The organism is Pseudomonadaceae bacterium SI-3, assembly GCA_004010935.1.
Taxonomy (GTDB): domain Bacteria; phylum Pseudomonadota; class Gammaproteobacteria; order Pseudomonadales; family Pseudomonadaceae; genus Stutzerimonas.
On the sequence record CP026511.1, the window covers coordinates 3,836,655 to 3,861,050 of the forward strand.

Consider the following 24,396-nt stretch of genomic DNA (forward strand, 5'->3'; position numbering starts at 1 on the left):
CCTTCACCTCTTGTTCGATTTATTGGCTCAGCGGCTGGAGACGCACTGCGGCCTGGAGTTCGGCCAGCTGCGCCGTGTCGGTGATGCCGAAGCCGACCTGCCCGACCGCCTGAGCAGCGATGGCAGTGGCGTGAGTGAGTGTGCGTTCCGCTGGCCAGCCCTCGAGCAGCCCATGGAGCATGCCGGCCAGCAGCGAGTCCCCCGCCCCAACGGTGCTGACCACCCGGACCTTGGGCGGATAAGCGTGCAGCCCGGCACCGGGCGAGAACCAGCTCACGCCGCCGGCACCCTGGGAGACCACCACGTGCTCGATGCCTTCGGCTTGCAGTCGTCGCGCTTCGGCTGCCAGAGCAGACGACTCGGTGATCTCGATGCCTCGGGCCTCGGCCAGCTCTACCTCGTTGGGTTTGATCAACCAAGGCGTGGCGGCCAGCCCGTCGCGCAGCGCGGCACCACTGGTATCCAGCGCCACCCGCATGCCGAGTCTCTTGAGCGCCTGCAACAGCTGAACGAACCACTGGCTGTCGATGCCACGCGGCAAACTGCCCGCGACCACTACGAGGTCATGGGCCGGTGCAAGCCGTTCGAGCCGCGTCAGCAGCTCCGTGCAGTGCGCCTCGCTCACCTTGAGCCCCGGGCCGTTGATGTCGGTGACCTGCCCGTCCGCTTCGGCGAGCTTGATGTTGCTGCGGGTATCGCCCGGCACGCGGACGAATTCGTCGGCAAATCCACGCGCGGCGAATAGTTGCTCGAAGGCCTGCGGATTGCCCTCGCCGAGAAAACCGGTGACGGTCAGCTGATGGCCGAGATCGGCCAGCACCTGCGCCACGTTGAGGCCTTTGCCGGCAGCATGGACCTGCAGGTTTTCACTGCGATTGACCTCGCCCACGCGCAACGATGGCAGCCGCACGGTCAGATCCAGCGCCGGGTTCAGCGTGACGGTCAGAACGCGAGCCATCAGCAATGCTCCCCGACGAAGGCGCGTACTTCATGGGCACCCGGCAACATCAGCGCCTGCTTGGCCAGCTGCTGGCAAGCAGCGAAATCCACCTCGCGCACCCGCGCCTTGACCAGGGCAATGCTGCGCGCCGAGACGCTCAGCTCATCGACGCCCAGGCCCACCAGCATCGGCACGGCGAGCGCATCAGCGGCCAGTTCGCCGCACACGCCGACCCACTTGCCATGGGCATGGGCCGCCTCGACCGTCATGCCGATCAGGCGCAACACCGCCGGATGCAGCCCGTCCGCCTGACCGGAAAGCGTCGGATGGCCGCGGTCGATGGCCAGTGTGTATTGCGTCAGGTCGTTGGTGCCGATGCTGAAGAAGTCGACCTCCTGCGCCAGCACCGGCGCGATCAGCGCGGCGGACGGTATCTCGATCATGATGCCCACCTGCAGATCGGCCACCGGCAGCTCAACGCGCAGGCGGTCGACCATGGCTTTGGCGGTGCGCCACTCGTCGATATTGCCGACCATGGGGAACATGATCCGCAGCGGGCGGCCATCGGCCGAGGCGAGCAAGGCGCGTAGCTGGGTTTCGAGGATGTCCGGTCGCTGCAGGCTCAGGCGAATCCCGCGCACGCCGAGGAAGGGATTCTCCTCGGCGGGCATCGGCCAGTACGGCAGCGGCTTGTCACCACCAACGTCGAGCGTGCGAACCACCAGCGGCCGGCCTTCGAGGGCTTCCAGCACGCGGCGGTACTCGGCCTCCTGGGTCGCCTGGTCCGGCGCCTGGGAATGGTTCATGAACACCAGTTCGGTGCGCAGCAAACCGATGCCTTCAGCACCCATCGCCACGGCCTCAGGGGTTTCGCCGGCTGCGCCGATGTTGGCGGCGATCTCGACATGATGACCGTCGCGGGTAATGGCCGGCTCCATGCGGCGCTCGTCGGCCAGGCGCTTGCGCTCCTCGCGAGCCGCGCGTTCGCGCCTGGCCTGTTCCAGCTGCGCATCGGTCGGGGCGACCAGCAGTTCGCCGCGCTCGCCGTCGAGCAATAGCAGGGTGTTGGGCGCCAACCCGAGCACGCCAGGACCTGCACCGACGATGGCCGGAATCCCCAGCGCCCGGGCAATGATGGCGCTGTGGGATGTAGCGCCACCGCCCGCGGTGAGGATGCCGGCGACGCGCTGGGCGTTGAGCGTGGCAACGTCTGAAGGCGCCACTTCGTCCATCACCAGAATGTAGGGTTCGTCCGGGGCCTGCTCGGCTTCGACGCCGGTCAGGCAGGCCAGCACGCGGCGGCCCACGTCACGCAGGTCGGCGGCGCGCTCGGCCAGCAGTTTGTCGTGAAGTGCCTCCTGCTGCTGCGCCGCGCTCTCGATCTCTTCCATCCAGGCCGCTTCGGCGCTCAGCCCGTTCTGCAGCCGCACCTGCACGTCTTCGCGCAGCGCCGGATCACGGAGCATGGCCTGGTGAGTGGTGAAGATGTCGCGAATGCTGACGACCTGGCTTGCCTCGATCAGCGTGCCGATTTCGGCATGGACCTTGTCCAGCGCAGCATCCAGACGTTGCAACTCCGCCGCTAGCGATTCGCCGCGCTTGGGGTAGTCGATCACCTGCGGCTTGCGCACCAGCACCGGACCGATGGCGATGCCCGGCGAAGCAGCAATGCCGTTTACCTGATCGCCCGGGCGCAGAGCCGCCTGCTCGATGGCCGACTCATCGGGTTGCGTTGCGATGACGGGTTGCTCCGTCTCCCCAGCTGCCGGCAAGGGCTCGACCTCTTCGCCCAGCCCTTCTTCCACCGCGCGCACCAGCGCCGGCAGTGCATCGTCGGCGATGGAAGGCTCGGCAATGAACTCCAGCACCTGACCACGATGCGCCCCCATCGCCAGCAATTTGCTCAGGCTCTTGACCGACACCCCGGCGCTCTCGCTGCCGGCCAGGCGCACGCGAATCTCGCCATCGAAAGCTTGAGCCACTTCGGTCAGCGCCTTGGCCGGGCGCGCATGCAACCCATGGGCGTTGGCCAGCGGCACCTGAGCGCTGGGCCAATCTGCCGGTACCTCGCCGCCCAGCGCTTCGAGCACCACGCGGCTGGAAGTCGCCTGGCTCAGCTCCTGGCCGCGCCCTTCGATCAACAGGTTGCACAGGCGCTCAAGCATGGCCTGATGCGCTTCGCCCAGGCTGGCCAGCACGAACAGGCCATTCAGCGGCTGGCCCAGATGCTCAAGGTTCGAGGTTGGCGTGACGAACGCGAGCCCCGGGCTTTGCACCGACTGCTCGCTACTGAGCCACCAGAGGCCATCGCCCAGCGGCAACGCCTGGCTCATCGGCAGGCTGGCATTGAAGCCTGGCTCCACGCATTGGGCACGCTTGAGCAGTTTGACGCCTTGCCAGGCCAACTCGTCGAAATCATCGGCGGCGACGCCCAGGCCCACCAGTTCGCCGTCCAGCGCCAACGCCTGCGGCGCGCCCTGCAGCAGGTCGATGATGGCTTCGGGGCTTTCGGCCTTCTGCAGCGCCTCGCTCAGATCGCCCTCGCCCAACGCTCGGGTCAGCAGTTGCAGCAGCCGCAGATGTTCATCCGAGCGCGCCGCGATGCCGATGGCAAGGTACACCTGCTGACCATTGCCCCAGTCGACGCCGGCCGGAAAATGCAGCAGCCGCACGCCAGTGGTGAACACCTGATCGCGGGTTTCCGGCGTGCCATGCGGAATCGCAAGGCCCTGACCGAGAAAGGTCGAGCCCTGCGCTTCGCGCGCGCGCAGCCCGTCGAGGTAGCCCGGCGCGACCAGTCCGTCGGCGACCAGAACCTCGCCCAGCAGAGCCAACGCCGCTGGCTTGTCCGCCGCGGCCTGATGCATGTGGATGTGCTGTGCATTCAACTCAAGCATGGAGAACTCCTGCGGGGCTCGCGATTGTTGTGGCCGACGGTTGCGCCGGCTTTGCCCGAATCCTGGGCTGGCGCTTCAGACCGAAACACTGCTGAAACGTTTCACCTAAGGCTGGCACATTACGCAATATTGGGTAATTCTAGAAGCCCGAGTTCATACCACCCGTCTCAGGACCCTCTGTTGAAACTGACCGACATCGCCCGCCTCGCCAACGTTTCGGTAACCACTGCCAGCTACGTGCTCAACGGCAAGGCTGCTCAACGGCGGATCAGCCCGGCCACGGTCGAGCGCGTCATGGCGGTAGTCGAGCAGCAGGGTTTTCAATTGGATCAGCAGGCCGCTGGCCTGCGTCGCGGGCAGTCGCGAACGCTGGGTTTCATCGTGCCGGATCTGGAAAACCCCAGTTACGCGCGCCTTGCCAAGTTGCTCGAGCAGCGCGCGCGGCAGCGCGGCTATCAGCTGCTGATAGCCGGGACCGACGACGAGCCGGACACCGAGCGTCAGGTCATCCAGCTGCTGCGCTCGCGCCGTTGCGATGCGTTGATCGTCGCCAGCTGCCTATCCGCCGACGACCAGAGCTATCGCAAGGTGCAGGCAGCTGGCACGCCGGTGATCGCCCTCGACCGTGCGCTCGACGCCGGGCACTTCTGTTCGGTGGTGAGCGATGACTGCGAAGCGGCCGCCCTGCTCACCCGCTCGCTGGCAGTGCCGGCCGCCGCGCATATCGCCATGATCAGTGCGCGCCCCGCGTTGCCCATCAGTCAGCAGCGCGAGAAAGGTTTTCGCCAGGCACTGTCGCAGCACACAGGGCAGGTCAGCATTCTGCGTGCCGAACAGTTCAGCCGCGCCTGCGGACGCGAGCAGATGCTCGCCCTGCTCGACCGCGGCCCGCTGCCCGATGCCCTCATCACCACCGCCTACGTGTTGCTCGAAGGTGTCTTCGATGCGCTGCGCGAGCGCGATCTGCTCTGGCCGGAGCACCTGCGGCTGGCAACCTTTGGTGACGCGCAGTTGCTGGATTTCCTGCCGATCCGGGTCAATGCGATTTCCCAGCAGCACGAGCAGATCGCCGAGCAGGCGTTGGAGCAGGCTATCCGCGCCACCGAGCAAGGCGACTATCGCCCCGGCGTCATCGCTGTCGAGCGTGAGCTGAAGATTCGCCGGTTCTGATCAATCTGCCCCTTGCGGGCGTTGTTTAGCTGAAGGAAGCTTGCGGCCTATCTGGCGACCGGACTCGCGAGGAAGCTCGACTGGCGCGACCTGCACGAGTTGCAGCGATTTTGTAGGAGCCAGCTTGCTGGCGATCAAAGCCGCCACGCCAGCCAAGTGCAGCCGTAGCCTGAAGAAGCTGATCGCGAGCAAGCTCGCTCCTACGAGACCCTGCCGCGCCAGGCGCGAACGAGCTGTTGCCACCTGCTTCCGGCACACACTCAAAACAACGAGCCCGCTTTTCCAAATGAACATCGAACAGATCACCCAACGCCTGCACGCGATCCGCGACCAGAACGACTGGCAGCGCTTTCACAGCCCGAAAAACCTCGCCATGGCCGCCAGCGTGGAAATGGCCGAGCTGGTGGAAATCTTCCAATGGCAGACTGAGGACGAATCGCGCCAGCTCTCAGCCGACAAGCTCGCACACGCGGGCCAGGAAGTCGGCGACATCCTCATGTACCTGCTGCTGATGTGCAGCGAGCTGGGCATCGACATGGAACAGTCGCTGCTGGCGAAGCTTGCCGACAACGAACGGCGGTTCGCCCGATGAGCGATCGGCATTTCGATGAGCTGGCGACGCGCTTCGCCGAAAAAATCTACGGCGGCGCCAAGGGCGCGATCCGACTCGCCGTGCTGCAGGCCGACCTGACTGAAATACTGCCAGGGCGCCCGCTACGAGTCCTGGACATCGGTGCAGGCCTCGGCCACATGAGCCTGTGGCTGGCGCAGCAGGGCCATCAGGTCACGCTGTCGGAACCCGCCGAACCCATGCTGGAAGGCGCCCGCAAGCAGTTTGCCGAAGCCGGTCGAAACGCAACGTTCATCCAGGCACCCTGGCAGGACGTCGAAAACCACGTCGAGGGCCGGTTCGATCTGGTGATCTGCCATGCGGTGCTGGAATGGCTGGCTGAGCCTCAGGCGATCCTGCCGGTGCTGCATCGCCTGGTTGCCGAGGACGGCTGGCTCTCGCTGGCCTTCTATAACCGCGACGCGCTGATCTACCGCAACCTGCTCAAAGGCCATTTCAAGAAGCTGCGCAGTCAGACCTATGCCGGCGAGCGCCAGAGTCTGACACCGCAACAGCCGCTCGACCCACGCGAGCTGGCTGCGCAACTCGCGCCGCACTGGCGGGTCGAAACAACCAGTGGCGTGCGCGTCTTCCATGACTACATGCCCGCCGATTTCCAGGCCCGTACCGAGCCTGCCGACCTCATCGAGATGGAACTGGCCTACCGCCGCCATCCCAGCTTCGCCGGCCTCGGGCGTTACCTGCACTGGTTATGTCGGCCGCTTTGAGCCGACCGGGAGGTACCGATGTCGATCCGCCCTGCACTGCCCCTGCTCTGTTCGCTGCTCGGCTTGAGCCTCGCGGCTTGCCAGAGCAGCAACCCGTACACCAACGAGTCCGCGCCGATCCCTCCTGCCCCGCCTATCGAACGTATCCAGTCGCCGACTTACCCGGCAGCACCGCAGGATTTTTCCAGCTACCAGAACTGGAGCTGGCGCAACCCACCGGCGGGCACAGCTTCGCTGGGCACCGAGGAGCTGCAGGAAATGATCTCCGGCGCGCTCGACCAACGCGGCTTGCGGCCTGCGCCAACGGGCGCCAAGGGCGACGTGCAGATCAGCGCCAGCGCGCAGATGGAGACGCGCGTGCGCCAGGTCTACGATGATTACGGGCCCCGAGTGGGCGTCGGTGCCGGTCGCTATGGTGGCTACGGCCCGGGCTACAACACAGGCTACGGCATTGGCGGCAGCACCCCGGTGGTACGCAACTATGAAGAGGAAGTGATGACGGTGCGCATCGAGATGATCGACAGCGCCTCCGGCCAGACCGTGTGGAGCAATCGCGCCGAGGCCCGCAGTGGCGGTGATCAGGCCGAGCGCAAGGACGCCGCACGAGCCGCCGTGAACCGCGCGCTTGCTGATTACCCACCGCGCTGAGCCCACGCACTTAACGCAAGGAGAACCCCGATGTTCCGTTCATTGCTGATGCTGCCTCTGCTGCTGATGCTGGCCGCCTGTCAGAGTACCCAGGTGCAACGCGATTTCGACCCGCAGCGTGATTTTTCCGCCTATCGGACCTGGAGCTGGAAAGAGCCCGCCCTGCAGTACCGACCAGACGATCCCCGCATCAAAAGCGACCTGACCGAGCAACGCATCCGCAGCGCCGTCAGCGAGCAGCTGGACCAACGCGGCCTGCGCCAGGCCCAGTCAGGCGCACAACCGGATCTCTTGGTGCAGGCCTGGTTTCTCGTCGATGAGCGCAGCCAGCAATACACCACCTCATCGATCAGTGGCTGGGGCGGCCCATGGCATGGGTTTTGGGGCGGGCCGGTGATGACTGACACCCGTACCATTCACTATCAGGTCGGCACCCTACAGCTGGATATGTATGACGCTGACGACGGCAAACTGGTCTGGCGCGGCAGTGCCGAACAGGTTCTGCGCGACGACCCGGGGAGCCCTCAGGAGCGGGCCGGGATGTTTCGTGAAACCGTCAATAAGGTTCTCTCGCAATATCCGCCGCGCTAGCATTGTCGGCTCGCTCTGAACAACGCCCGCCGCCTCGGCGGGCTTTCTTTTGCTCTGGAGGAAATCTGCATGCCCGTCGCAGCCTGGTGGCTTCTCGTTCTGCCTTTTATCGCCGGGGCTTTCCTGCCGCTACAGGCTGGCATCAACGGGCAGGTGGCCAAGCACTTTGGCAGCGTCATGAGCGCCGCGATGTTGTCCTTCGCAGTGGGCACCGTGGCGCTGATCTGCGTGGTGCTGTTCCAGCGGGACATGCCGGGCATCCAGGCACTGCGGGGCCTGAACTGGTATCACTGGTGTGCCGGATTGCTGGGAATGTTCTTCATTGCGACCGCCGCCTTCGCCGGCCCGCGTATCGGTGCGCTGCTGTTCATGGCCTTGGTATTGGCCGGCCAGCTGGGGATGGCGCTGCTGCTCGATCACTTCGGCTGGGCGGGCTTTCGCCAGGCGTCGATCAGCCTGGGCAAGCTAGGGGGGTTGCTGCTGATTTTCGCAGGCGTCTGGATGATCCGCCGCGGCTGACCCAGGTTCGGCTACTTGCGCTCGAAGGCGTAGAACAGATTGGGTTCGCTGACCAGATACAGATCGCCACGCTCGTCAAAGGTCATGCCTTCGGCCTGAGGCACGCTCTTGTCGAGACCGGCAAAGCCACTCCACAACGAGCGGAAGCTGACCAGCTCGCCCTCACCATCGAGCTCGAGCATCATTTTCGCTTCATCGCTGAGCAGTACCAGATGACCGGTGCGCTCGTCGAAGTGCACCGAGGCAAGGTCGCTGGCCATGTCCTTGTCCTCGATCCATGCCTCACGATCAATGACCTTGAGGTTCAGTTGTCCGCTGAGGCTGGCCTTGATGCCTTGGATCTCATAGAGCTTGCGTGGTGAGTGTTCTTTCACCGCAAACAGTCGATCGCCCGCGCGGTCGTAGCCCAACCCCTCGAAACCCGAGTTGTCCGATGCGCCCATGGACAGCGAGACTGCCGCGTAATCCTCACGCACCAGCTCACCGGGCTGCGAGGGAACCGGGAGGATCACGATCGTTTGGCTGCGCTCCTCGGCAACTGCCAGCAGGTTGTCGCCCAGGTAGGTAACGGCCTCGACGTCGATGAACCCCTTCAAGGGATAGCGAGCGATGAATTCACCATTGAGATCCATCGCGACGAGCTCCTCCGGGTTGTTCACCACGGCCCAGAGCTGATTGCGTTGCTCATCGAAGGTCAAGCCGGAAAGGTTGTTACCTACGGTCGCCACCGGCTTAGCCTCGACACGCACCTGGTACTCGGGCAACCAGAGGCTGCGGGTCTGGAGACTGCTCTCCTGCCAAGCCGATTGCAGCGAATAGAACACCCGCTCATCGAGGTGAAAGGTGGCAGCTGTGTGCAGCAGACCTGCAGCCAGCATTCCCAACGCCCAGACCTGCGGGCGAACCTCGGGTAACCAACGCGGGCGGGTACTGGTAACAATCGGCATCGTCTTTTCTCGTTGGGCCGCTACTGGCGAGATAGCCTGATCGCGAAGGGTTGCATTTGCGTGACGGTGCACGCGATGGCGACGATCAGCCTGCTACTGACCCATCGCCGTGGCTGCGGTTCAATCGCAACGCCGGGAACTGCCAGACGGATTGGCAGCCCAATGGACCAGGGAACGGCTGCGCTTGCGGCCGCGGATCGTTTGTCAGGAGTGCAGCATGCAGGTGGAAAGCTTTTTCGAATGGTTGGGCCAGGCGCTCGGCACCGTGATTCGTTACATCGTCGATGCGCTCAGCGGCTTTTTCGGGCTGTTCGCCGATGCCGGCGCCAACTTTCTCGAGGGCCTGTCGCGGACCCTCGGCATGGATCGTTCACTGATCAGCCTCATTGCACTGGCCATCGGCCTGATGTTGCTGGTCGGCGCGTTTCGCGCGTTCTTCCGCCGCTCGATCATCGCTGGGGTGATCTATCTGTTCCTCGGGCTCTGGCTGCTGAGCTGGCTGATCCACTGAGCCATTCGTAGCGCCCTACTCCTCCGACAACCCGGCCGAGCATGGCACCAGCGCCATCGCTCGGCTGCGCTCCTGACCATCGCGACGTATCATGCCCGGCTGTTTTGGAGCCCTTCATGTCACGGTTATTGACCGCCTGGCAGCACGCCCCCACTCATAAACGGGTCTGGGCGCTGGCTGCGCCGATGATTCTGTCCAACCTCTCCGTGCCACTGGTGGCGTTGGTCGACAGCGCGGTGATCGGCCACCTGCCGCACGCGCATCAGCTCGCGTCGGTTGCGGTAGGCGGCAGCCTCTATAGCCTACTGGTCTGGGTGATGGGTTTTCTGCGCATGGGCACTACCGGCTTTGCTGCTCAGGCCGCCGGACGTCAGGACGGCGGCGCGCTGCGTCAGGTGCTGCTGCAGGGCTTGCTATTGGCGCTGGGCTTTGCGCTGCTGTTGAGCCTGTTTGCGATGCCGCTGAAAGGTTACGCGCTGCAGCTTATGCAGCCCTCTGCCGAACTCGACGCGCTCACCCAAGCCTATTTTCATACCCGCCTGTTCGGCCTGCCCGCCGCGCTGGCGAGCATGGCGCTGATTGGCTGGTTTCTCGGCACCCAGAATGCGCGCGCGCCATTGGCGATTCTGTTGACGACAAATCTGATCAACGTTGCGCTGGATCTATGGTTCGTCATCGGTCTGGAGTGGGGCGTGGCCGGCGCAGCCCGCGCCTCGGTCATTGCCGAATGGAGCGGTGTGCTGGTCGGCCTTGCGCTGACCCGAGGCGCGCTGTTGCGTTACGCCGGACGCCTGGACCGCCAGACGCTGCGCCTGTGGGCCAGTTGGCGCCCGCTGATGTCCGTCAACCGCGACATTTTTCTTCGCTCGCTGGCGCTGCAGCTGGTGTTCTTCCTGGTCACGGTCCAAGGGACGCGGCTGGGCGACGCCACGGTAGCGGCCAATGCCTTGCTGCTGAACGGTTTGATGCTAACGGCGCATGCACTCGACGGTCTCGCCCACGCGGTCGAAGCATTGAGCGGGCATGCGATCGGCGCCCAGAGCCGCACCGAGCTGCGCCGGATTCTGACTGTTGCCGGGGGCTGGTCATTGCTGGCGAGTTTAGCCTTCGGGCTGTTCTTCCTGCTGGGCGGTGAGCTGTTCGTCAGCCTGCAGACCGACATTCCTTCGGTGCGCGAAACCGCCGCCGTCTATTTGCCCTATCTCGCCGCGCTGCCCCTGGTCGCCGTCTGGAGCTATCTGCTGGACGGTTTGTTCATCGGCGCCACCCGTGCGCGGGAAATGCGAAACGCCATGCTGCTTGCCGTTCTGATTTCGCTACCATTGGGCTGGCTGTTACGCGGGATGGGCAATCACGGCTTGTGGCTGGCCTTTCTCGCCTTCATGCTCCTGCGCGGCGTCTGCTTAGGCAGCATCGCCAGGCGGCTGCAACGCCAGGGGCAATGGTTCGCCTCGACCCATGCGGCGGCAGCTGTCACCGCCACACCGCAGCAACCCTAACCAAAGGACCTTCAGAAAATGGCCTATGCCGTCGCCGCCTACCTGCACTTCGTGGCGATCTTCCTGCTCTTCTCCCTGCTGGTGCTCGAGCACCAGCTGTTCCGCCTGCCGCTGAATTTCAAACGCGCCCGCAGCCTGTTTCGCGTTGATCTGGCCTTCGGCATCGCCGCCGGGTTCGTCCTGGTCACCGGCGCAGCGCGCGCGATGCGCTATGGCAAGGGGCTGGACTATTACCTCAACAACAGCTTCTTCCACGCCAAGGTCGGGTTGTTCGTCATCGTTGCCCTGTTGTCGATCTATCCGACCGTGACCTTTCTGAAATGGCGTCCGGCGCTGAAGGCGGGCCAGGTCCCATCGATCAGTCCAACCACTGGGCGCTGGGTGAAGACAGTGATCCGCATCGAACTGCTCGCCCTGCTGCTGCTTCCTCTGCTGGCGGCACTGATGGCGCGAGGGCTTGGTGTAATTCCGCAGTAAAACGGCGCGCTCCTGGGCCTGGGCAATCCAGGCTTGTGGACTGATCCTGCGCGAAGCCCATCCACAACGGCTTGCACGCTCTTCGAAAACGATTCCAGACCTCGATTGTCGACTACAGACCGCGGCGCAGCAGTCCATAAGTCCGCATCACCAGACGGAGCCGAGCCGATGACCGATCGCCTGACCGTAACGCCCCTACCCTTCGATCCCGCTTTCGAGCAGGTGCCAGACGACGAAGCCGAGACCATCTCCGGCCTGATCCAGGCCATGCGCGAGATCACCGAGACGACCTTTGCCGACAGCGGCCATGCCGTTCGCAGCGTGCACGCCAAGAGCCACGGCCTGCTGCAGGGCGAAATCGAAATCCTGCCTGACCTGCCGCCAGAACTGGCCCAGGGGGCTTTTGCGAAGCCAGGGAAGATGCCGGTGGTGATGCGTTATTCGACCAATCCGGGCGACATCCTCGATGACAAGGTTTCCACTCCGCGCGGGCTGGCGATCAAGCTCATCGGCGTTGAAGGCGAACGCCTACCGAATGCGGACGACCAGGTCACCCAGGATTTCGTCATGGTCAACGCGCCGGCGTTCCTGGCGCCGACACCCAAGGACTTTCTCAAGTCGGTGAAGTTGATCGCCAAGACTACCGACCGAGCGCCCCGCGCCAAGCAGGCGCTATCGGCCGCATTGCGCGGTGCCGAGAGTCTGGTGGAAAAGGCCGGCGGCGAAAGTGCGACGCTCAAGGGCATGGGCGGTCATCCCACCACCAACCTGCTCGGGGAGACCTATTACAGCGTGGTTCCGCTGCTCTATGGCCGCTACTTCGCCAAGCTCTCGGTGTTGCCCGTTTCGCCGGAATTGACGGCGCTGACCGATCAGAACGTCAACCTCAAGGACAAGCCGAACGGGTTGCGCGAGGCGATAAACGACCATTTCGCTCAGCATGGCGGGACCTGGGAGCTACGTGTGCAGCTGGCCACCGACATCGAGAAGATGCCCATCGAGGACGCCAGCGTGGTCTGGCCGGAAGATGCCAGTCCTTACGTCACGGTTGCGCGGATCAACGTCCAGCCGCAATCGGCCTGGAGCGAAGCCCGCGCAGCGGTGGTGGATGACCAGATGTCCTTCAGCCCCTGGCATGGACTGGCGGCCCATCGACCGCTCGGCGGCATCATGCGCTCGCGCAAGCCGGCCTATGAGATGTCATCCGAGTTCCGCGCTCGTCACAACGGCTGCCCGATGCATGAGCCAAAAACACTGGACCGGCTACCGAGCTGATCCACCGATCTGTAAGGCACGACGCCCCGGCATGACTGCCGGGGCGTTTTCACATCAGCGCCAGATATTGTTGTTGATCTTGGCTTTCAGTTCCGGGTAGTCCGCGGCCTTGAACGTCGGCACCTCGCCCGCCTTGATCTGTGCCATATAGTCCTTGGTCAGCTTCACCACCGTGCCGGAGAGCAGCGTGATTGCGATCAGGTTGATCGTCGCCATCAGCCCCATGGACGCATCCGCCGCGTTGAACACGGTCGTGACTGCCTCGTAAGCGCCCCAGATCACCATTCCCAATGCCGCCAGGCGCAGCAGAGTCAGCCCGAGTTTGTTACCGGCACCCAGGAAGATCAGCGCGTTTTCCGCATAGGCGTAGTTGGCGACAATCGAGGTAAAGGCAAAAAACAGAATGGCGATGGCGATGAAGTAGGTCCCTGCCACGCCGATGTGGCTTTCCATCGCCTGCTGAGTGAGCTGCGTGCCGGTCACACCCGAACCGGGCTCCAGAACGCCCGACAGAAGAATCATCACCGCGGTCGCGGTGCAGATGACGATGGTGTCGATGAACACGCCCATCGCCTGCACCAGCCCCTGGGATGACGGATGATGCGGCGCTGGGGTCGCCGTCGCCGCCACGTTGGGCGCCGAGCCCATGCCTGCCTCGTTGGAGAACAAGCCGCGCTTGATGCCATTGAGCATCGCCGCGGTCACCGAGCCGGCGACACCACCGGCGGCTTCTTCGAGGCCAAAGGCGCTGCGGACGATGGTCATCAGCACGCCTGGCACCTCGGTGATGTTCATCAGCAACACGATCAGTGCCATCAGCACATACAGGCCCGCCATCAGCGGCACCACGAGTTCGGCGAAGCGCGCGATGGAGCGTAGCCCGCCGAAGATCACCAGCCCGGCGAGGATGGCGATAGCAATGCCAACCCAGAGTTTCGGGACGCCAAACGCGCCCTCCATGGCATCGGCGATGGAGTTGGCCTGCACCGCGTTGAACACCAGCCCGAACGAGATGATCAGCGCGACGGAGAACACTCCGCCGGCCCACGGGGCCTTCAAGCCCTTGGCAATGTAGAACGCCGGGCCGCCCCGGTACTGGCCCTCCCCGTCGCGCACCTTGTACAACTGCGCGAGTGAGCTTTCCGCATAGGCCGTGGCCATGCCCACCAGCGCCACCATCCACATCCAGAAGATTGCCCCGGCACCGCCCAGGTAAAGCGCAACGGCTACCCCGGCCAGGTTGCCGGTGCCGACCCGCGACGCGAGGCTGGTACACAACGCCTGGAATGGGGAGATACCTGACGAATCGCTTTGCCGCGCGCCTCTGATAGCCCGAACCATCTCGCCAAAATGCAGAAACTGCAGGAAGCCCAGGCGGATGGTGAAGAACACACCCACCGCAAGCAGCCCATAAATAAGAACGTAGCCCCAGAAGATGGTGTTAAGAAAGTCGACGATGGGAGTCATGAAGGCGCCTTTTCGTGAGAAACGTAAGGGGTACGGCTTACTCTAGTCGCTACGCTGGGCAGCACCAGCCAGAGCGCTTCGAGCAGCCTGGACGCAAGGTCGGAACCGACTCGCCCGCGAGGGTTCAATCGGAACGGCAAAGCCTGTCATCCAGATTGCCCCGCACTGCCCTGGTCCCCGGTTGCAACTGGCGTTATGGTCGACACATATTCATCCAGGGACGAATCATGGCCGCCAAGCCCAGCAACACCCGTCAGCAGATCCATCTTGCAGTTCTTATCGACGCCGATAACGCCCCCGCCGCGATTGTCGAAGGCCTGTTCGAGGAAATCGCCAAATACGGCGTCGCCAGCGTCAAGCGCATCTACGGCGACTGGACCAAGCCCAACCTCGGCAGCTGGAAGAAGGTGCTGCTCGACTATTCGATCCAACCGATTCAGCAGTTCGCCTACACCTCCGGCAAGAACGCCACCGATAGCTCGTTGATCATCGACGCGATGGACCTGCTCTACACGCGTCGCTTCGACGGCTTCTGCCTGGTCTCGAGCGACAGCGACTTCACGCGTCTGGCCGCACGAATCCGCGAAGAAGGCCTGACCGTCTACGGCTTTGGCGAACAAAAAACTCCATCGCCCTTCGTTTCAGCCTGCGACAAGTTCATCTACACCGAAATTCTTCGCGCCGACGCACCCAAGACCTCACAGGAACCCCCAAGCAATGGGGACAAGACGCCCGCACTGGAGCCTGCAGAAAAGCCCGAAGACGAGGCCAAAACCGCCGAGAAAGGCGGCCAGGTCAAAGCGCAAAAAGCGCCGGTGGAGTTCATCGCCAAGGTTCTTAGCGACATTGCCGATGACGAGGATGACTGGGTGCACCTCGGCGAGCTTGGCTCCAACATCAGCAAACTGCGTCCCGCCTTCGACCCGCGTCTGTATGGCTTCAAGAAACTCAGCGACCTGATCAAATCGCACTCCAAACGCTTCGAGCTGGAGGCCAGAGGCACCACCTCCACGGGCGGGAAAGCGCTTTATGCGCGCAATCTGAAGCCGCAGAAGTAGCGCTCACACGCTGGTTGCGAAGCAACGGTCAAGCAAATCGGAGAGCAGACCGAACCCTCACCCCTCGAGCCCTTCTAAGCAGTCATCGACTCAAGGAGGTTCCCATGACCAAGGCACTGCTCACGACACTAGGCTTAGCCCTTTGCGCACCTGTTGCGCTTGCCCAGACACCCAAGCCCGAAGTGATCACCCACCTGAACGGCCTGGATATCGAAGTCAGCGCCATGGGCGTGCCGACCTCGACCACCGAGGCGGGTGGCGAGCTGGTTGGAATACGCGCGGTGAAGGTGAGGAACAATACCGGTGACACCGTGACCTGCGAATTCCACGTGCCCGAGGATGCACGTGCCGATACCTCCGCCCCGCCCGTTTTCACCGTGAGCCCCAACACTCAGCGGGTAGAGCGGGTGCCAGGCGAGTACTCGCCGGACCAGCCTTTCGCCGAGCTGACCTGCCGTGGCGCCTCGCAAAGCATCGGAACGCCAACAGTCGTACCGTCCAGCGAGCCTGGAGCCGAGCCTACTGACGACACCCAACCCGATACCGAATCGTCGACGATGACCGGCACCGAAACGCCAACCGACTCGACTCGGTCCCGCGAGGGTGCCAGCCGGGATCGCTGATTCGAGTATGGCCATTGCGATACGCCGGGTATGAGTGGCGCATCCTCACGGCAAATCGGCGCCCGGGGGAAGCCTCGATAACACAAGGCTGATTGACCGAGCGCCCTCTGGCCCTCCCTCGTAGGCTGCCGAACTCGCGTCATTCGACGCGCAACGTGGCTCGCTGATATCTGGGCTGCTCGTCCTGTCCGCGCAGCATGCCGACTTGCCCGCGCTCTGTTAATCATCCGAGTCAGTCGGGTTCGCTCGCTTCCCTACCGGCTCCCTTATTGTCCGTGTCGACAAGACCTGCTCAGCAACATTGCCGGGTTGAACGGCACGGCAATGGCTCTCGATAACGCCAAACCGACCCGATTAGGCATCCAGCTAAAAGACTCAATTGATAATAGTTATCAACATCTATAGCATCTGCGCCCCTCTGCTCGAAGCCTTCAAAAAGGAACTGCCGCAATGCGTCGACTTCTCGTGCCTGTGCTGTCGCTACAGGCGCTCGCCGCCACCGCCTACGCTGCCGAACAAACGGGATCTACCGGGGCCCCCATCGCCCTCGAACAAATGGAGATCACCGGCTCGCAAGCCGAACGCGCCGACGGCCCGGTGGACGGCTATCGCGCTACGCGCTCGGCTAGCGCAACGCGTACCGACACGCCCATCCATGAAATCCCGCAGTCGATCAGCGTCGTCCCTGGGCAGGTGGTAGAAGACATCGGTGCCACCCGTCTCGAGGATGCGCTGGACTATGCCGGCGGCGTCGAGCGCGGCAACAACTTCGGCGGCCAGGGCCTGACCGAATTCCTGGTACGCGGCTTCAGCTCCCAGGAGTTCTACCGCAACGGCTTCGCCATCAACCGTGGCTACCCCAACATGCCGGACGCCGCCACTATCGAACGAATCGAGGTCCTGCGTGGCCCGGCTTCAATGCTGTATGGCCGTGGCGACCCGGGCGGCACCTTCAACATTGTCAGCAAGCAACCGCAGGCCAAGCAGCGGACCGTGCTGGGCACTCAATTCAATACCGAGGGGCTGCGCCGCGGCACGCTGGACACCACCGGCGCACTGGACGAGCAGGCTGAATTCACCTATCGCCTCAACCTGGTGGCCGAAGGCGCTGACAGCTTTCGCGACCATGTCGAAAGCGAACGCTACAACGTTGCCCCAGTGCTGCGCTGGGACCTCAGCGACGCCACCGCGATCATTCTGGAAGGTGACTATCTCCACAACCGTCACCCGCTCGACCGCGGCGTGACGCGCTACGCCGGCCAGCAAGGCCAGCTGCCCCGTGATCGCTTCCTCGGGGAAGAAAGCGCCGGCAAGTTCACGAACGAAAACGCCATGACCCAGCTGCGAATCGAGCATCTGCTCGATGACCAATGGACGCTGCGCGGCGGCGTGCAATACCTCGACGGCAGCCTTGAGGGTGGCGCCGTGGAGAACAATGGCCTGGCCGCTGACGGCCGCACCGTGGGGCGCAATTACAGCGAACGACGGCTGGAATGGAACGATACGGCCATTCAGGCCAACCTCGAAGGCCGCTTCAGCGCTCTGGGCTTCATGCATACACTGCTGACCGGCATCGAGTACGACGACTTTAACTACAACTCCCGCATCGACCGTTCCGCAGGTGGCGTAGGCTCCTTCCCGATCGACATGTACGAGCCGGTCTATGGCCAGCCGCTGCCCCCCATTCTCGGCCCCAACTACTGGGACGACGAAGACCTGAAGTCCTATGCCTTCTATATGCAGGATCAGGTTGAGCTGACCGACCGTTTCACCCTGCAGCTGGGTGCGCGCCTGGAACGCTTCGAGCAGAATTACACCAACAAGCTGTCAGCTGCCGGCAGTTGGGATCAGGCGCATAACGCCGTCTCGCCGCGCATCGGTGCAATCTACGACCTGACCGAAGCACTGGCCGTCTACGCCAACGCTTCCCGCTCATTCAAGCCCAACCGTGGCGCCGACCGCAGCAGCCAGGCGTTCGACCCGGAAGAAGGCGTCGCCTACGAGACTGGCATCAAGTACGACCTGCCGGAACACAACCTGAGCGTGACGGCCGCGCTGTTCCACATCACCAAGGAAAACGTGCTGACGGCTGACCCGGCAAACGTTGGCTCCCAGGCCTTCCAGGTGGCTGCAGGCGAGGTCCGCAGCCGCGGCTTCGACCTCAGCGTTGCCGGCAATATCACCCCGCAATGGCGCGTGATTGGCGGCTATGCCTACGTTGACGCTGAAGTCACTGAAAGCAACAGCGCCGCCGTGCCGGTGGGCAGCCGCCTGGCCAACGTGCCAGAGCACAGCTTCAACCTGCTCGACACCTACGAGTTCGACAACGGTGCGCTGGACGGGCTGGGCCTTGGGGTTGGCGTGAAGTACGTCAGTTCACGCAAGGGCAGCACCTCGAACACTGCCTACGACATGGGCGCCTACACCGTGGTCGATCTGCTGGCCTACTACCCGCTCACCGACCGCATTCGCCTCAACCTCAACCTCGACAACGTCTTCGACGAGGAATACGAAGAGCGCGCCTGGAACATCTGGGCCTACCCGGGCGCCCCACGCACCCTGCAGGCTGGGGTATCAATCGAGATCTAGCGCCTATTGGTGCAATGCCCTAGGTTGATGGCTTGCCATCGCCCAGGGCGCGGTATTACCCACCGTTACAGCTCATTCTTTTACAACGATCACACGGGCCCGTCCTAGCGATCCTAGGCGGTTCGGCCTTTCGCGACCGTACCTGGCGGTCTATAGCCGGACCAGCGCATCCCCCTGCGCATACCGCAAACTTACAAACGATCCAACGGACTCAAAACCGCCAAGCCGCCCCGGTTTAGTACGTGGGTGTAGATCATGGTTGTCTTCACGTCTGCATGGCCCAACAACTCCTGCACAGTGCGAATATCTTGTCCGCTTTCCAACAGATGAGTTGCGAAGCTATGCCGCAACGTATGCGGGGTCGCCAACTTGGCTATACCGGATTGCGCTACTGCGCGTTTGAAAGCCCTTTGCACCCGTTTTTCATCCAGATGATGACGACGCACTGAGCCACTGCGTGGGCCCACCGACAGGCCTGCCGCAGGGAACACGTACTGCCAAGCCCATTCCCATGGCGCGTTGGGATATTTACGAGCTAAGGCGTCAGGCAAGTAGACATCACCCCGCCCTGCAACGACCTCGCTCTGATGAATAGCCCGTACAAGAGTGATGTGCTGCTTAAGCGGCAGCACAAGGCTTGCCGGCATGACGGTGACGCGATCCTTCTGCCCTTTACCGTCACGGATGATGATTTCGTTGCGCGAGAAATCGACGTCCTTGACCCTGAGCCGCACCCCTTCCATCAACCGCAGGCCGCCACCATATAACAGTCGTGCTATCAACCCGACGTCGCCATCCAGTTGGCTGAGAATCCTTTGCACTTCGTCGATAGAGAGCACCACCGGCAACCGAGCGGGCTTTTTTGCACGTACCACTTCGCCAAGCCAGGGTAGCTCCTGCTTGAGTACTTGCTTATAAAGAAACAACAACGCAGCAAGCGCCTGATTCTGCGTCGAAGCGGATACATCACGGCGCACAGCCAAATCCGAAAGAAACGCCTCAACTTCAGCTGCGCCCATTTCAAGCGGATGTCGATATTTGTGAAATCGGATATAGCGCTTCACCCACTCGCAATAGACACGTTCAGTTCTGATCGAGTAGTGTTTCAGCCGGATCTGGTCCCTCACCTGATCGAGCAATCGCGGCCTTCCATCCATGGTGTATAACTCCCTTATACAGTCACCATCCTTCGGAAACGCCCAGCCTAGACAAGGAGCACCGCGATGACAAGGAATGTTATACACCACGCCCGTCCGGCGTCTTATACACCAAATGGTGTCTAATTATAGTTAGAGCTATGCAATGAATCTTTGCCAATGCCCATGCTGCGACTACTTCACCATACCCGCAGGTGAAGATTATGAAATATGCGCTGTATGCTTTTGGGAAGATGATTACTTTGGTATTGAGGAACCGGATTTAGAATCAGGAGCAAACCATGGCCTCACCATTCGCCAAGCAAGAGCAAATTTCGTAAACTTCGGGGCATGCCACCCAAGCATGATTAACAATGTCATACGCCCTGAGCAAAGAGAAAAATATGCCTACAAAGAGCGTGCAATATAGCTCTAACTAGTGGTTCAAATCGTTCGCTCCGCTCACTGGGACGGGCTAAAGCCCGCCCCTTAACCAAACGTTAGGTACTCTTTATGGCCGATGCTGAGTATTGGATCGAATACGCTGATTCGTGGCGAAATGCTCCGCTCGCGTTTTGGGTACACATTGAGCAAGACGGCGAACCATGGTTTAAATCCAATAAATTTTTACCTGAGGCACCCAAGGCAGTACCTCACAAGGGCTTTGTAATCATATGCGTTGAGATTCAAGGTACGGTTTTGTATTTCTCTTCCTCTGAGCAGCTTGCAGGGTGCATCAGAATCTTGTCATTGAATCCTCTGCCAACAACTCGTCGTTTATCAACGCTCCGCGGAACGACTCTCGGTCCGAATAGGCACTGGCTAAGTCGTTTTCCAGCAAAATTGAAATCACCAAAAATGCGACCCACAGTAGTTTCTGCACTCAACGAAGCGCTCCGTGCGATAACGAGTACCTAACAATTGGTTCAAATCGTTCGCTTCGCTCACTGGGACGGGCTAAAGCCCGCCCCTTAACCATACGTTAGATGTCAACTTATGAAATCCACCGAAGCGTTAAGTCAGAAAATCCGAAAAGAATTTTCGGAAGTCCCATTCCCTTCACATTGCGGCCTGCACGCGGCCGTGGCGAAGGACGACTGGGTCGAAGATGAAAAAATTCTTCGAGAGATTACTCAGCGAGACGATTACATTGGAGAATGGTGGGATATACCGAAAGAGCATCTACTCAAATGCATGACGGCTTTGAGTTATTTTGATGTTGCTGGAATGGAATTTTACCTCCCCGCGTACATGAAAGCGATTATTGAGTCGCCAAGTGATTTCGATAAACCAATGGTTAAATCAAGCTCTTGGCAAATAATTCACACAATGCTACCTGATGAAGAAAGTCAGGAATTAAAGCAGTATTTCAATGATCGGTTCTCAGGATTTTTGGGGGGCAAAAAACATGTTTGTCGGGAGTTCTTGCAATATGTCGAAAGCTGCACGCTCTATGACGAGCATGCAAGGCAACTCGCGCAAGAGGCATTAGCTAATGAGTTCTGGTCAAGCAACAGCTAACAAAGCGGCGCTTTTAATTATGCGTACATCCAAACATTTAACAATTGGTTCAAATCGTTCGCTTCGCTCACTGGGACGGGCTAAAGCCCGCCCCTTAACCAAACGTTAAATGGAAAACAGTATGAGCGTATCACTCGAAGGAATTGAGCCAGACCAGTATGGAAGATACGTGATTCCATATAAAAGCAAAATTCTTGAGAAAGAAGTATTCCTCACCATCCCTACCGACAATGGCATAATTAAGGAATGGCAGCTAATACTTGCTAATCAGTTTTGCGAAAGAGAGGAACGCCTTAGAGAAATTGTTTACAAGAGCATTCTCACTCACTACTTAAATGTTGCCGAAGAATTAAGGCCACAATTCGGTGAAAAATATCAGCAATTGGTTCATCCAGTAGAGAGCATCGCTCAGTTAAAAGAACTCATTACCCCTGCAGGGATATATATTGGCGAGTTAGAACCAGCCGAAGAGGCAATCGGGCTGCTCTTCGAATGCACATGGGAAGAAGAACATGGTCTTGGTGTTCTAATTAACAACTGGAACATCAAAGAGGTAAGCCATCAGGATGTTGCGTTTACCATTTAACAAATGGTTCAAATCGTTCGCTCCGCTCACTGGGACGGGCTAAAGCCCGCCCCTTAACCAAACGTTAGAAGCCAAAGGATTGCTCTGTGTTCGCTAAAAATCGAAATCCCGACAACCATTTACTCGATCCATTAGTAAAGCCGCTCGCATCACGAACTTTCTTGATTGTAATTTCCCTAGTTGCCATTGGCGCAGGAATATTAACTTCAGTCATCCATAAAGACTGGTCATGGATCAATAGATTTGGGGCGATAGTAATAGTGGTAGGTCTGCTATTTACCATGTCCCCGCTGTTCTCAAACGGAATCTATAAATCACAGTCCGGCGCCGGTCGTTTTGCTGATCTCCACACTGACGGCACGTTAATAATTACTACGCCTGAAGAGCGGAAAATTGGCAACAACGCAATATTAGGCATAATTGTTACTGCAATTGGTACACTCACAAATGCATTTGGCGATTTACTAGCAGCTTTCGTATATGGCTTCTAACAATGCGCTCAAATCGCTCACTTCGTTCGCTGGGACGGGCTAAAGCCCGCCCCTTAGCTTAATCGTTAAATATCACAAGGAAAACACAGTGAAACACTTAATATCTGCAACTCTACTTATCTTCTTAGTCGGCTGCGTCTCGCAACAGAAGAGTGACAATGCAATTTACATGGAGGCGGCCACTCAATTTGCAAGCACGCTCCCACCTGATCAAAAAACCATGAGTTTCCCTAGCATTAAAATTCCAAGCCACGGCATGTTAGCTGACAGCCTGACTATCGCAGCAGGTGGTGGAGCAAATGCTACTCAGCTCCAACAAGAGCTATTAACTGCAAAAGCATCCGGTAGCACAGGTTTTTTAATCATCGGTTCTAGCAGCGCTTTAGATCTGGCAGTTATCGAAGGTGCCACCGATTCTCAAGACCTCAATGGCATGAGTATTTTCTATTCAGGTAGCACCGATAAGAAAAATGAAATTCGCTCCGCAATTGAAAAATCAAAAGCAAGTTTTCACTACATTAGCGCAGAGTGACATTTAACTACTGGTTCAAGTCGTTCGCTTCGCTCACTCGGGACGGGCTAAAGCCCGCCCCTTAACCAAGCGTTAGCCACCAAAGACCTTAAAATCTGCAACCAGAGAGCAATCATGTACGTGGAATTGAACAACAAGGAGCTGCATCTTCACGGCAAAACAGCTGAGTTCAACGCAGTCGCAAGGTCAATTCATAAAGGCAGACACGGCGCATCAGCATCCTTTGAGCTTCGCAGTGCTAACTCCACATTTTCCTCACTGCACACCAAGTGTCATGGCAAGCTCTCTGCCATACAAATTGAAGGCTCGGAAGTCCATATCACTTACTCCGAATCCGTAAAAAATCGTCTCTACACTTACTTTTCAATGCCGGCCGATACACAACCGGGCTCTCAGTTTTTCCTTATTCACTCAAGTCAAGACTACCCGCCGTTGCTCACCGATAATTCACTTGCCTTAGTTATCCATGTTATTTCAAGCAACACATGAGAGTTCGGCTAACAAATGGTTCAAATCGTTCGCTTCGCTCACTGGGACGGGCTAAAGCCCGCCCCTTAACCAAACGTTAGGATTTTCGCATGCGTAAGCTCTTTACTGTGTTGGCTGCCAGCCTCGGTCTCAGTGCTCAAGCCACCGAAGCCACAATCCAGATGCAGGAGAAGTTCGATCCCTCGGGTGTTTTTTCTGTAATGGTTCCCGAAAATTGGATTACTGGAGCAGGAGAAAGCTTTTCGGCCAGCGCCCCAAACAATGGTCCATCACTGAGCGGAACAGCATATCGTATTGAAAGCCGCCCACCTCTAATAGAGTTCGCCCAGGCGCGTTATCAAGGCGTATCAGCGATGGGGATATACAAACAAATCGGAGAAAAGCGTTATCTTGAAAGCAACGGTAGTGTTGTTCGAGAATATCAAGGGGTTTGGCCCGGAGAAAAATTCGTCACACATTACGTAGTAGCATGCAAAAGCGCAGAAGAAATATATGCCTGCATTGCACTAGTCACCACAAAAGCAGATTACAGCAAGAACCGCGCATTTTATGAAAAAATGCTTTCAACATTCAAAATACAATCCTAACAACTGGTTCAAACCGCTCGCTGCGCTCACTGGGACGGGCTAAAGCCCGCCCCTTAACCAAACGTTAGGTACTTTCAGCATGAATCCAGAGCTCCACGAAGCTGTTCACGACGTAGTTCTGGAAATAGTTAATGCTTCTGAAATAGGCGACAAAAAAACTGAATGGGCTGCCTATCAAAAATTAGTTTCTATCTGCGAGAAAAGTGAAAAAACTGGACGTAACCACCCTTTCCAATGGGAAACGCTTGGTGACTTCACGCATGATAGAAATCTGGCAGTAGAATTTTATGAAAAAGCATTGAGCTATGCTCACGCAGCAGAGCTTGATGAGTACGTTTCGTCAATCAACCTGGCAATGGCTGAAACACTCATTGACTTGGGCAATACCACTAAAGCTAGGATCTTTGCCGCCCAAGCCAATGAGGCAGCAGAGAAAACAGATGATTTAGAGCTTAGAACTAGTGTTAGCGAGTTACTACTGCGGTTATCAAGCACCTAACAACTG

At 59.8% G+C, this 24,396-nt stretch carries 25 protein-coding genes; 19 read left to right on the forward strand and 6 right to left on the reverse strand.

Translation table 11 applies throughout. The features are described from left to right. Positions 1 to 19: 19 nt before the first annotated feature. Together pfkB and ptsP are read right to left on the reverse strand one after the other, a co-directional pair. Complete coding sequence (gene pfkB / locus C1896_17940; protein AZZ46629.1) at positions 20 to 958, reverse strand: 1-phosphofructokinase; 939 nt, start codon at positions 956 to 958, stop codon at positions 20 to 22. Next, positions 958 to 3,837, reverse strand: a complete 2,880-nt coding sequence (gene ptsP, locus C1896_17945) for a phosphoenolpyruvate--protein phosphotransferase (protein ID AZZ46630.1) — start codon at positions 3,835 to 3,837, stop codon at positions 958 to 960. The genes pfkB and ptsP overlap by 1 nt, the downstream gene beginning before the upstream one ends. Before the next feature lie 180 nt (positions 3,838 to 4,017). Here ptsP and C1896_17950 point away from each other — a divergent pair, with 180 nt between their 5' ends. After that, positions 4,018 to 5,007 (forward strand): catabolite repressor/activator, encoded by a 990-nt coding sequence (locus C1896_17950; GenBank protein AZZ46631.1) that lies wholly within the window; start codon positions 4,018 to 4,020, stop codon positions 5,005 to 5,007. On the opposite strand, the gene C1896_17955 is transcribed toward C1896_17950, so the two are convergent. Continuing rightward, positions 5,008 to 5,199 carry a hypothetical protein gene (locus C1896_17955; GenBank protein AZZ46632.1) on the reverse strand — a complete coding sequence of 64 codons (192 nt, stop codon included), beginning with the start codon at positions 5,197 to 5,199 and terminating at the stop codon, positions 5,008 to 5,010. Positions 5,200 to 5,293: 94 nt separating this feature from the next. Here C1896_17955 and C1896_17960 point away from each other — a divergent pair, with 94 nt between their 5' ends. The 5 genes from C1896_17960 to C1896_17980 all read left to right on the forward strand — a co-directional run bounded on the left by C1896_17960 (position 5,294) and on the right by C1896_17980 (position 8,103). Then, positions 5,294 to 5,599, forward strand: coding sequence for a nucleotide pyrophosphohydrolase (locus C1896_17960; GenBank protein ID AZZ46633.1), 306 nt, complete (start codon positions 5,294 to 5,296; stop codon positions 5,597 to 5,599). Next, entirely contained in the window at positions 5,596 to 6,345 is a 750-nt protein-coding gene (locus C1896_17965; GenBank protein AZZ46634.1) for an SAM-dependent methyltransferase, read from the forward strand. The genes C1896_17960 and C1896_17965 overlap by 4 nt, the downstream gene beginning before the upstream one ends. An 18-nt stretch (positions 6,346 to 6,363) precedes the next feature. Next, on the forward strand, positions 6,364 to 6,993 hold the full coding sequence (locus tag C1896_17970) for a DUF4136 domain-containing protein (protein ID AZZ46635.1): 630 nt from the start codon (positions 6,364 to 6,366) through the stop codon (positions 6,991 to 6,993). A gap of 30 nt (positions 6,994 to 7,023) precedes the next feature. After that, positions 7,024 to 7,584 carry a DUF4136 domain-containing protein gene (locus tag C1896_17975; protein ID AZZ46636.1) on the forward strand — a complete coding sequence of 187 codons (561 nt, stop codon included), beginning with the start codon at positions 7,024 to 7,026 and terminating at the stop codon, positions 7,582 to 7,584. Positions 7,585 to 7,653: 69 nt separating this feature from the next. Further along, positions 7,654 to 8,103, forward strand: coding sequence for a hypothetical protein (locus C1896_17980; GenBank protein AZZ46637.1), 450 nt, complete (start codon positions 7,654 to 7,656; stop codon positions 8,101 to 8,103). Between the two features lie 11 nt (positions 8,104 to 8,114). Here C1896_17980 and C1896_17985 read toward each other — a convergent pair whose 3' ends face one another. Further along, complete coding sequence (locus tag C1896_17985) at positions 8,115 to 9,050, reverse strand: DNA-binding protein (GenBank protein ID AZZ46638.1); 936 nt, start codon at positions 9,048 to 9,050, stop codon at positions 8,115 to 8,117. Between the two features lie 217 nt (positions 9,051 to 9,267). On the opposite strand from C1896_17985, the gene C1896_17990 reads away from it, so the two are divergent. The 4 genes from C1896_17990 to C1896_18005 all read left to right on the forward strand — a co-directional run bounded on the left by C1896_17990 (position 9,268) and on the right by C1896_18005 (position 12,812). Continuing rightward, a complete protein-coding gene (locus C1896_17990) occupies positions 9,268 to 9,561 on the forward strand; it encodes a hypothetical protein (GenBank protein AZZ46639.1) in 294 nt (97 codons plus the stop codon). 116 nt (positions 9,562 to 9,677) lie between these two features. Further along, on the forward strand, positions 9,678 to 11,060 hold the full coding sequence (locus tag C1896_17995) for an MATE family efflux transporter (protein ID AZZ46640.1): 1,383 nt from the start codon (positions 9,678 to 9,680) through the stop codon (positions 11,058 to 11,060). Positions 11,061 to 11,078: 18 nt separating this feature from the next. Next, positions 11,079 to 11,537 (forward strand): DUF2214 domain-containing protein, encoded by a 459-nt coding sequence (locus C1896_18000; protein AZZ46641.1) that lies wholly within the window; start codon positions 11,079 to 11,081, stop codon positions 11,535 to 11,537. A 168-nt stretch (positions 11,538 to 11,705) separates the two neighbouring features. After that, positions 11,706 to 12,812, forward strand: coding sequence for a catalase (locus C1896_18005; protein ID AZZ46642.1), 1,107 nt, complete (start codon positions 11,706 to 11,708; stop codon positions 12,810 to 12,812). 54 nt (positions 12,813 to 12,866) lie between these two features. On the opposite strand, the gene C1896_18010 is transcribed toward C1896_18005, so the two are convergent. Then, positions 12,867 to 14,279 carry an alanine:cation symporter family protein gene (locus C1896_18010; GenBank protein ID AZZ46643.1) on the reverse strand — a complete coding sequence of 471 codons (1,413 nt, stop codon included), beginning with the start codon at positions 14,277 to 14,279 and terminating at the stop codon, positions 12,867 to 12,869. Positions 14,280 to 14,506: 227 nt separating this feature from the next. On the opposite strand from C1896_18010, the gene C1896_18015 reads away from it, so the two are divergent. The 3 genes from C1896_18015 (at position 14,507) to C1896_18025 (ending at position 18,549) form a co-directional block, all read left to right on the forward strand. Beyond that, the gene (locus C1896_18015; protein ID AZZ46644.1) at positions 14,507 to 15,337 is read left to right on the forward strand and encodes a hypothetical protein; all 831 of its coding nucleotides are present in this window, start codon (positions 14,507 to 14,509) and stop codon (positions 15,335 to 15,337) included. 104 nt (positions 15,338 to 15,441) lie between these two features. Beyond that, entirely contained in the window at positions 15,442 to 15,960 is a 519-nt protein-coding gene (locus tag C1896_18020) for a hypothetical protein (protein ID AZZ46645.1), read from the forward strand. A 450-nt stretch (positions 15,961 to 16,410) separates the two neighbouring features. After that, positions 16,411 to 18,549, forward strand: coding sequence for a TonB-dependent siderophore receptor (locus C1896_18025; GenBank protein ID AZZ46646.1), 2,139 nt, complete (start codon positions 16,411 to 16,413; stop codon positions 18,547 to 18,549). A 191-nt stretch (positions 18,550 to 18,740) separates the two neighbouring features. On the opposite strand, the gene C1896_18030 is transcribed toward C1896_18025, so the two are convergent. Next, positions 18,741 to 19,706, reverse strand: a complete 966-nt coding sequence (locus C1896_18030) for an integron integrase (GenBank protein AZZ46647.1) — start codon at positions 19,704 to 19,706, stop codon at positions 18,741 to 18,743. A gap of 145 nt (positions 19,707 to 19,851) precedes the next feature. Here C1896_18030 and C1896_18035 point away from each other — a divergent pair, with 145 nt between their 5' ends. From C1896_18035 to C1896_18060, 6 genes are all read left to right on the forward strand, one after another. Next, entirely contained in the window at positions 19,852 to 20,115 is a 264-nt protein-coding gene (locus tag C1896_18035; GenBank protein AZZ46648.1) for a hypothetical protein, read from the forward strand. A 566-nt stretch (positions 20,116 to 20,681) separates the two neighbouring features. Continuing rightward, positions 20,682 to 21,206 (forward strand): hypothetical protein, encoded by a 525-nt coding sequence (locus C1896_18040; protein ID AZZ46649.1) that lies wholly within the window; start codon positions 20,682 to 20,684, stop codon positions 21,204 to 21,206. 121 nt (positions 21,207 to 21,327) lie between these two features. After that, positions 21,328 to 21,792: a hypothetical protein gene (locus C1896_18045; GenBank protein AZZ46650.1), complete on the forward strand. Its 465-nt coding sequence runs from the start codon at positions 21,328 to 21,330 to the stop codon at positions 21,790 to 21,792. Positions 21,793 to 22,371: 579 nt separating this feature from the next. Beyond that, on the forward strand, positions 22,372 to 22,815 hold the full coding sequence (locus C1896_18050; GenBank protein AZZ46651.1) for a hypothetical protein: 444 nt from the start codon (positions 22,372 to 22,374) through the stop codon (positions 22,813 to 22,815). Positions 22,816 to 22,929: 114 nt separating this feature from the next. Further along, positions 22,930 to 23,304, forward strand: coding sequence for a hypothetical protein (locus C1896_18055; GenBank protein AZZ46652.1), 375 nt, complete (start codon positions 22,930 to 22,932; stop codon positions 23,302 to 23,304). A gap of 666 nt (positions 23,305 to 23,970) precedes the next feature. After that, positions 23,971 to 24,390, forward strand: a complete 420-nt coding sequence (locus C1896_18060; protein AZZ46653.1) for a hypothetical protein — start codon at positions 23,971 to 23,973, stop codon at positions 24,388 to 24,390. The last annotated feature ends 6 nt before the right edge of the window (positions 24,391 to 24,396 follow it).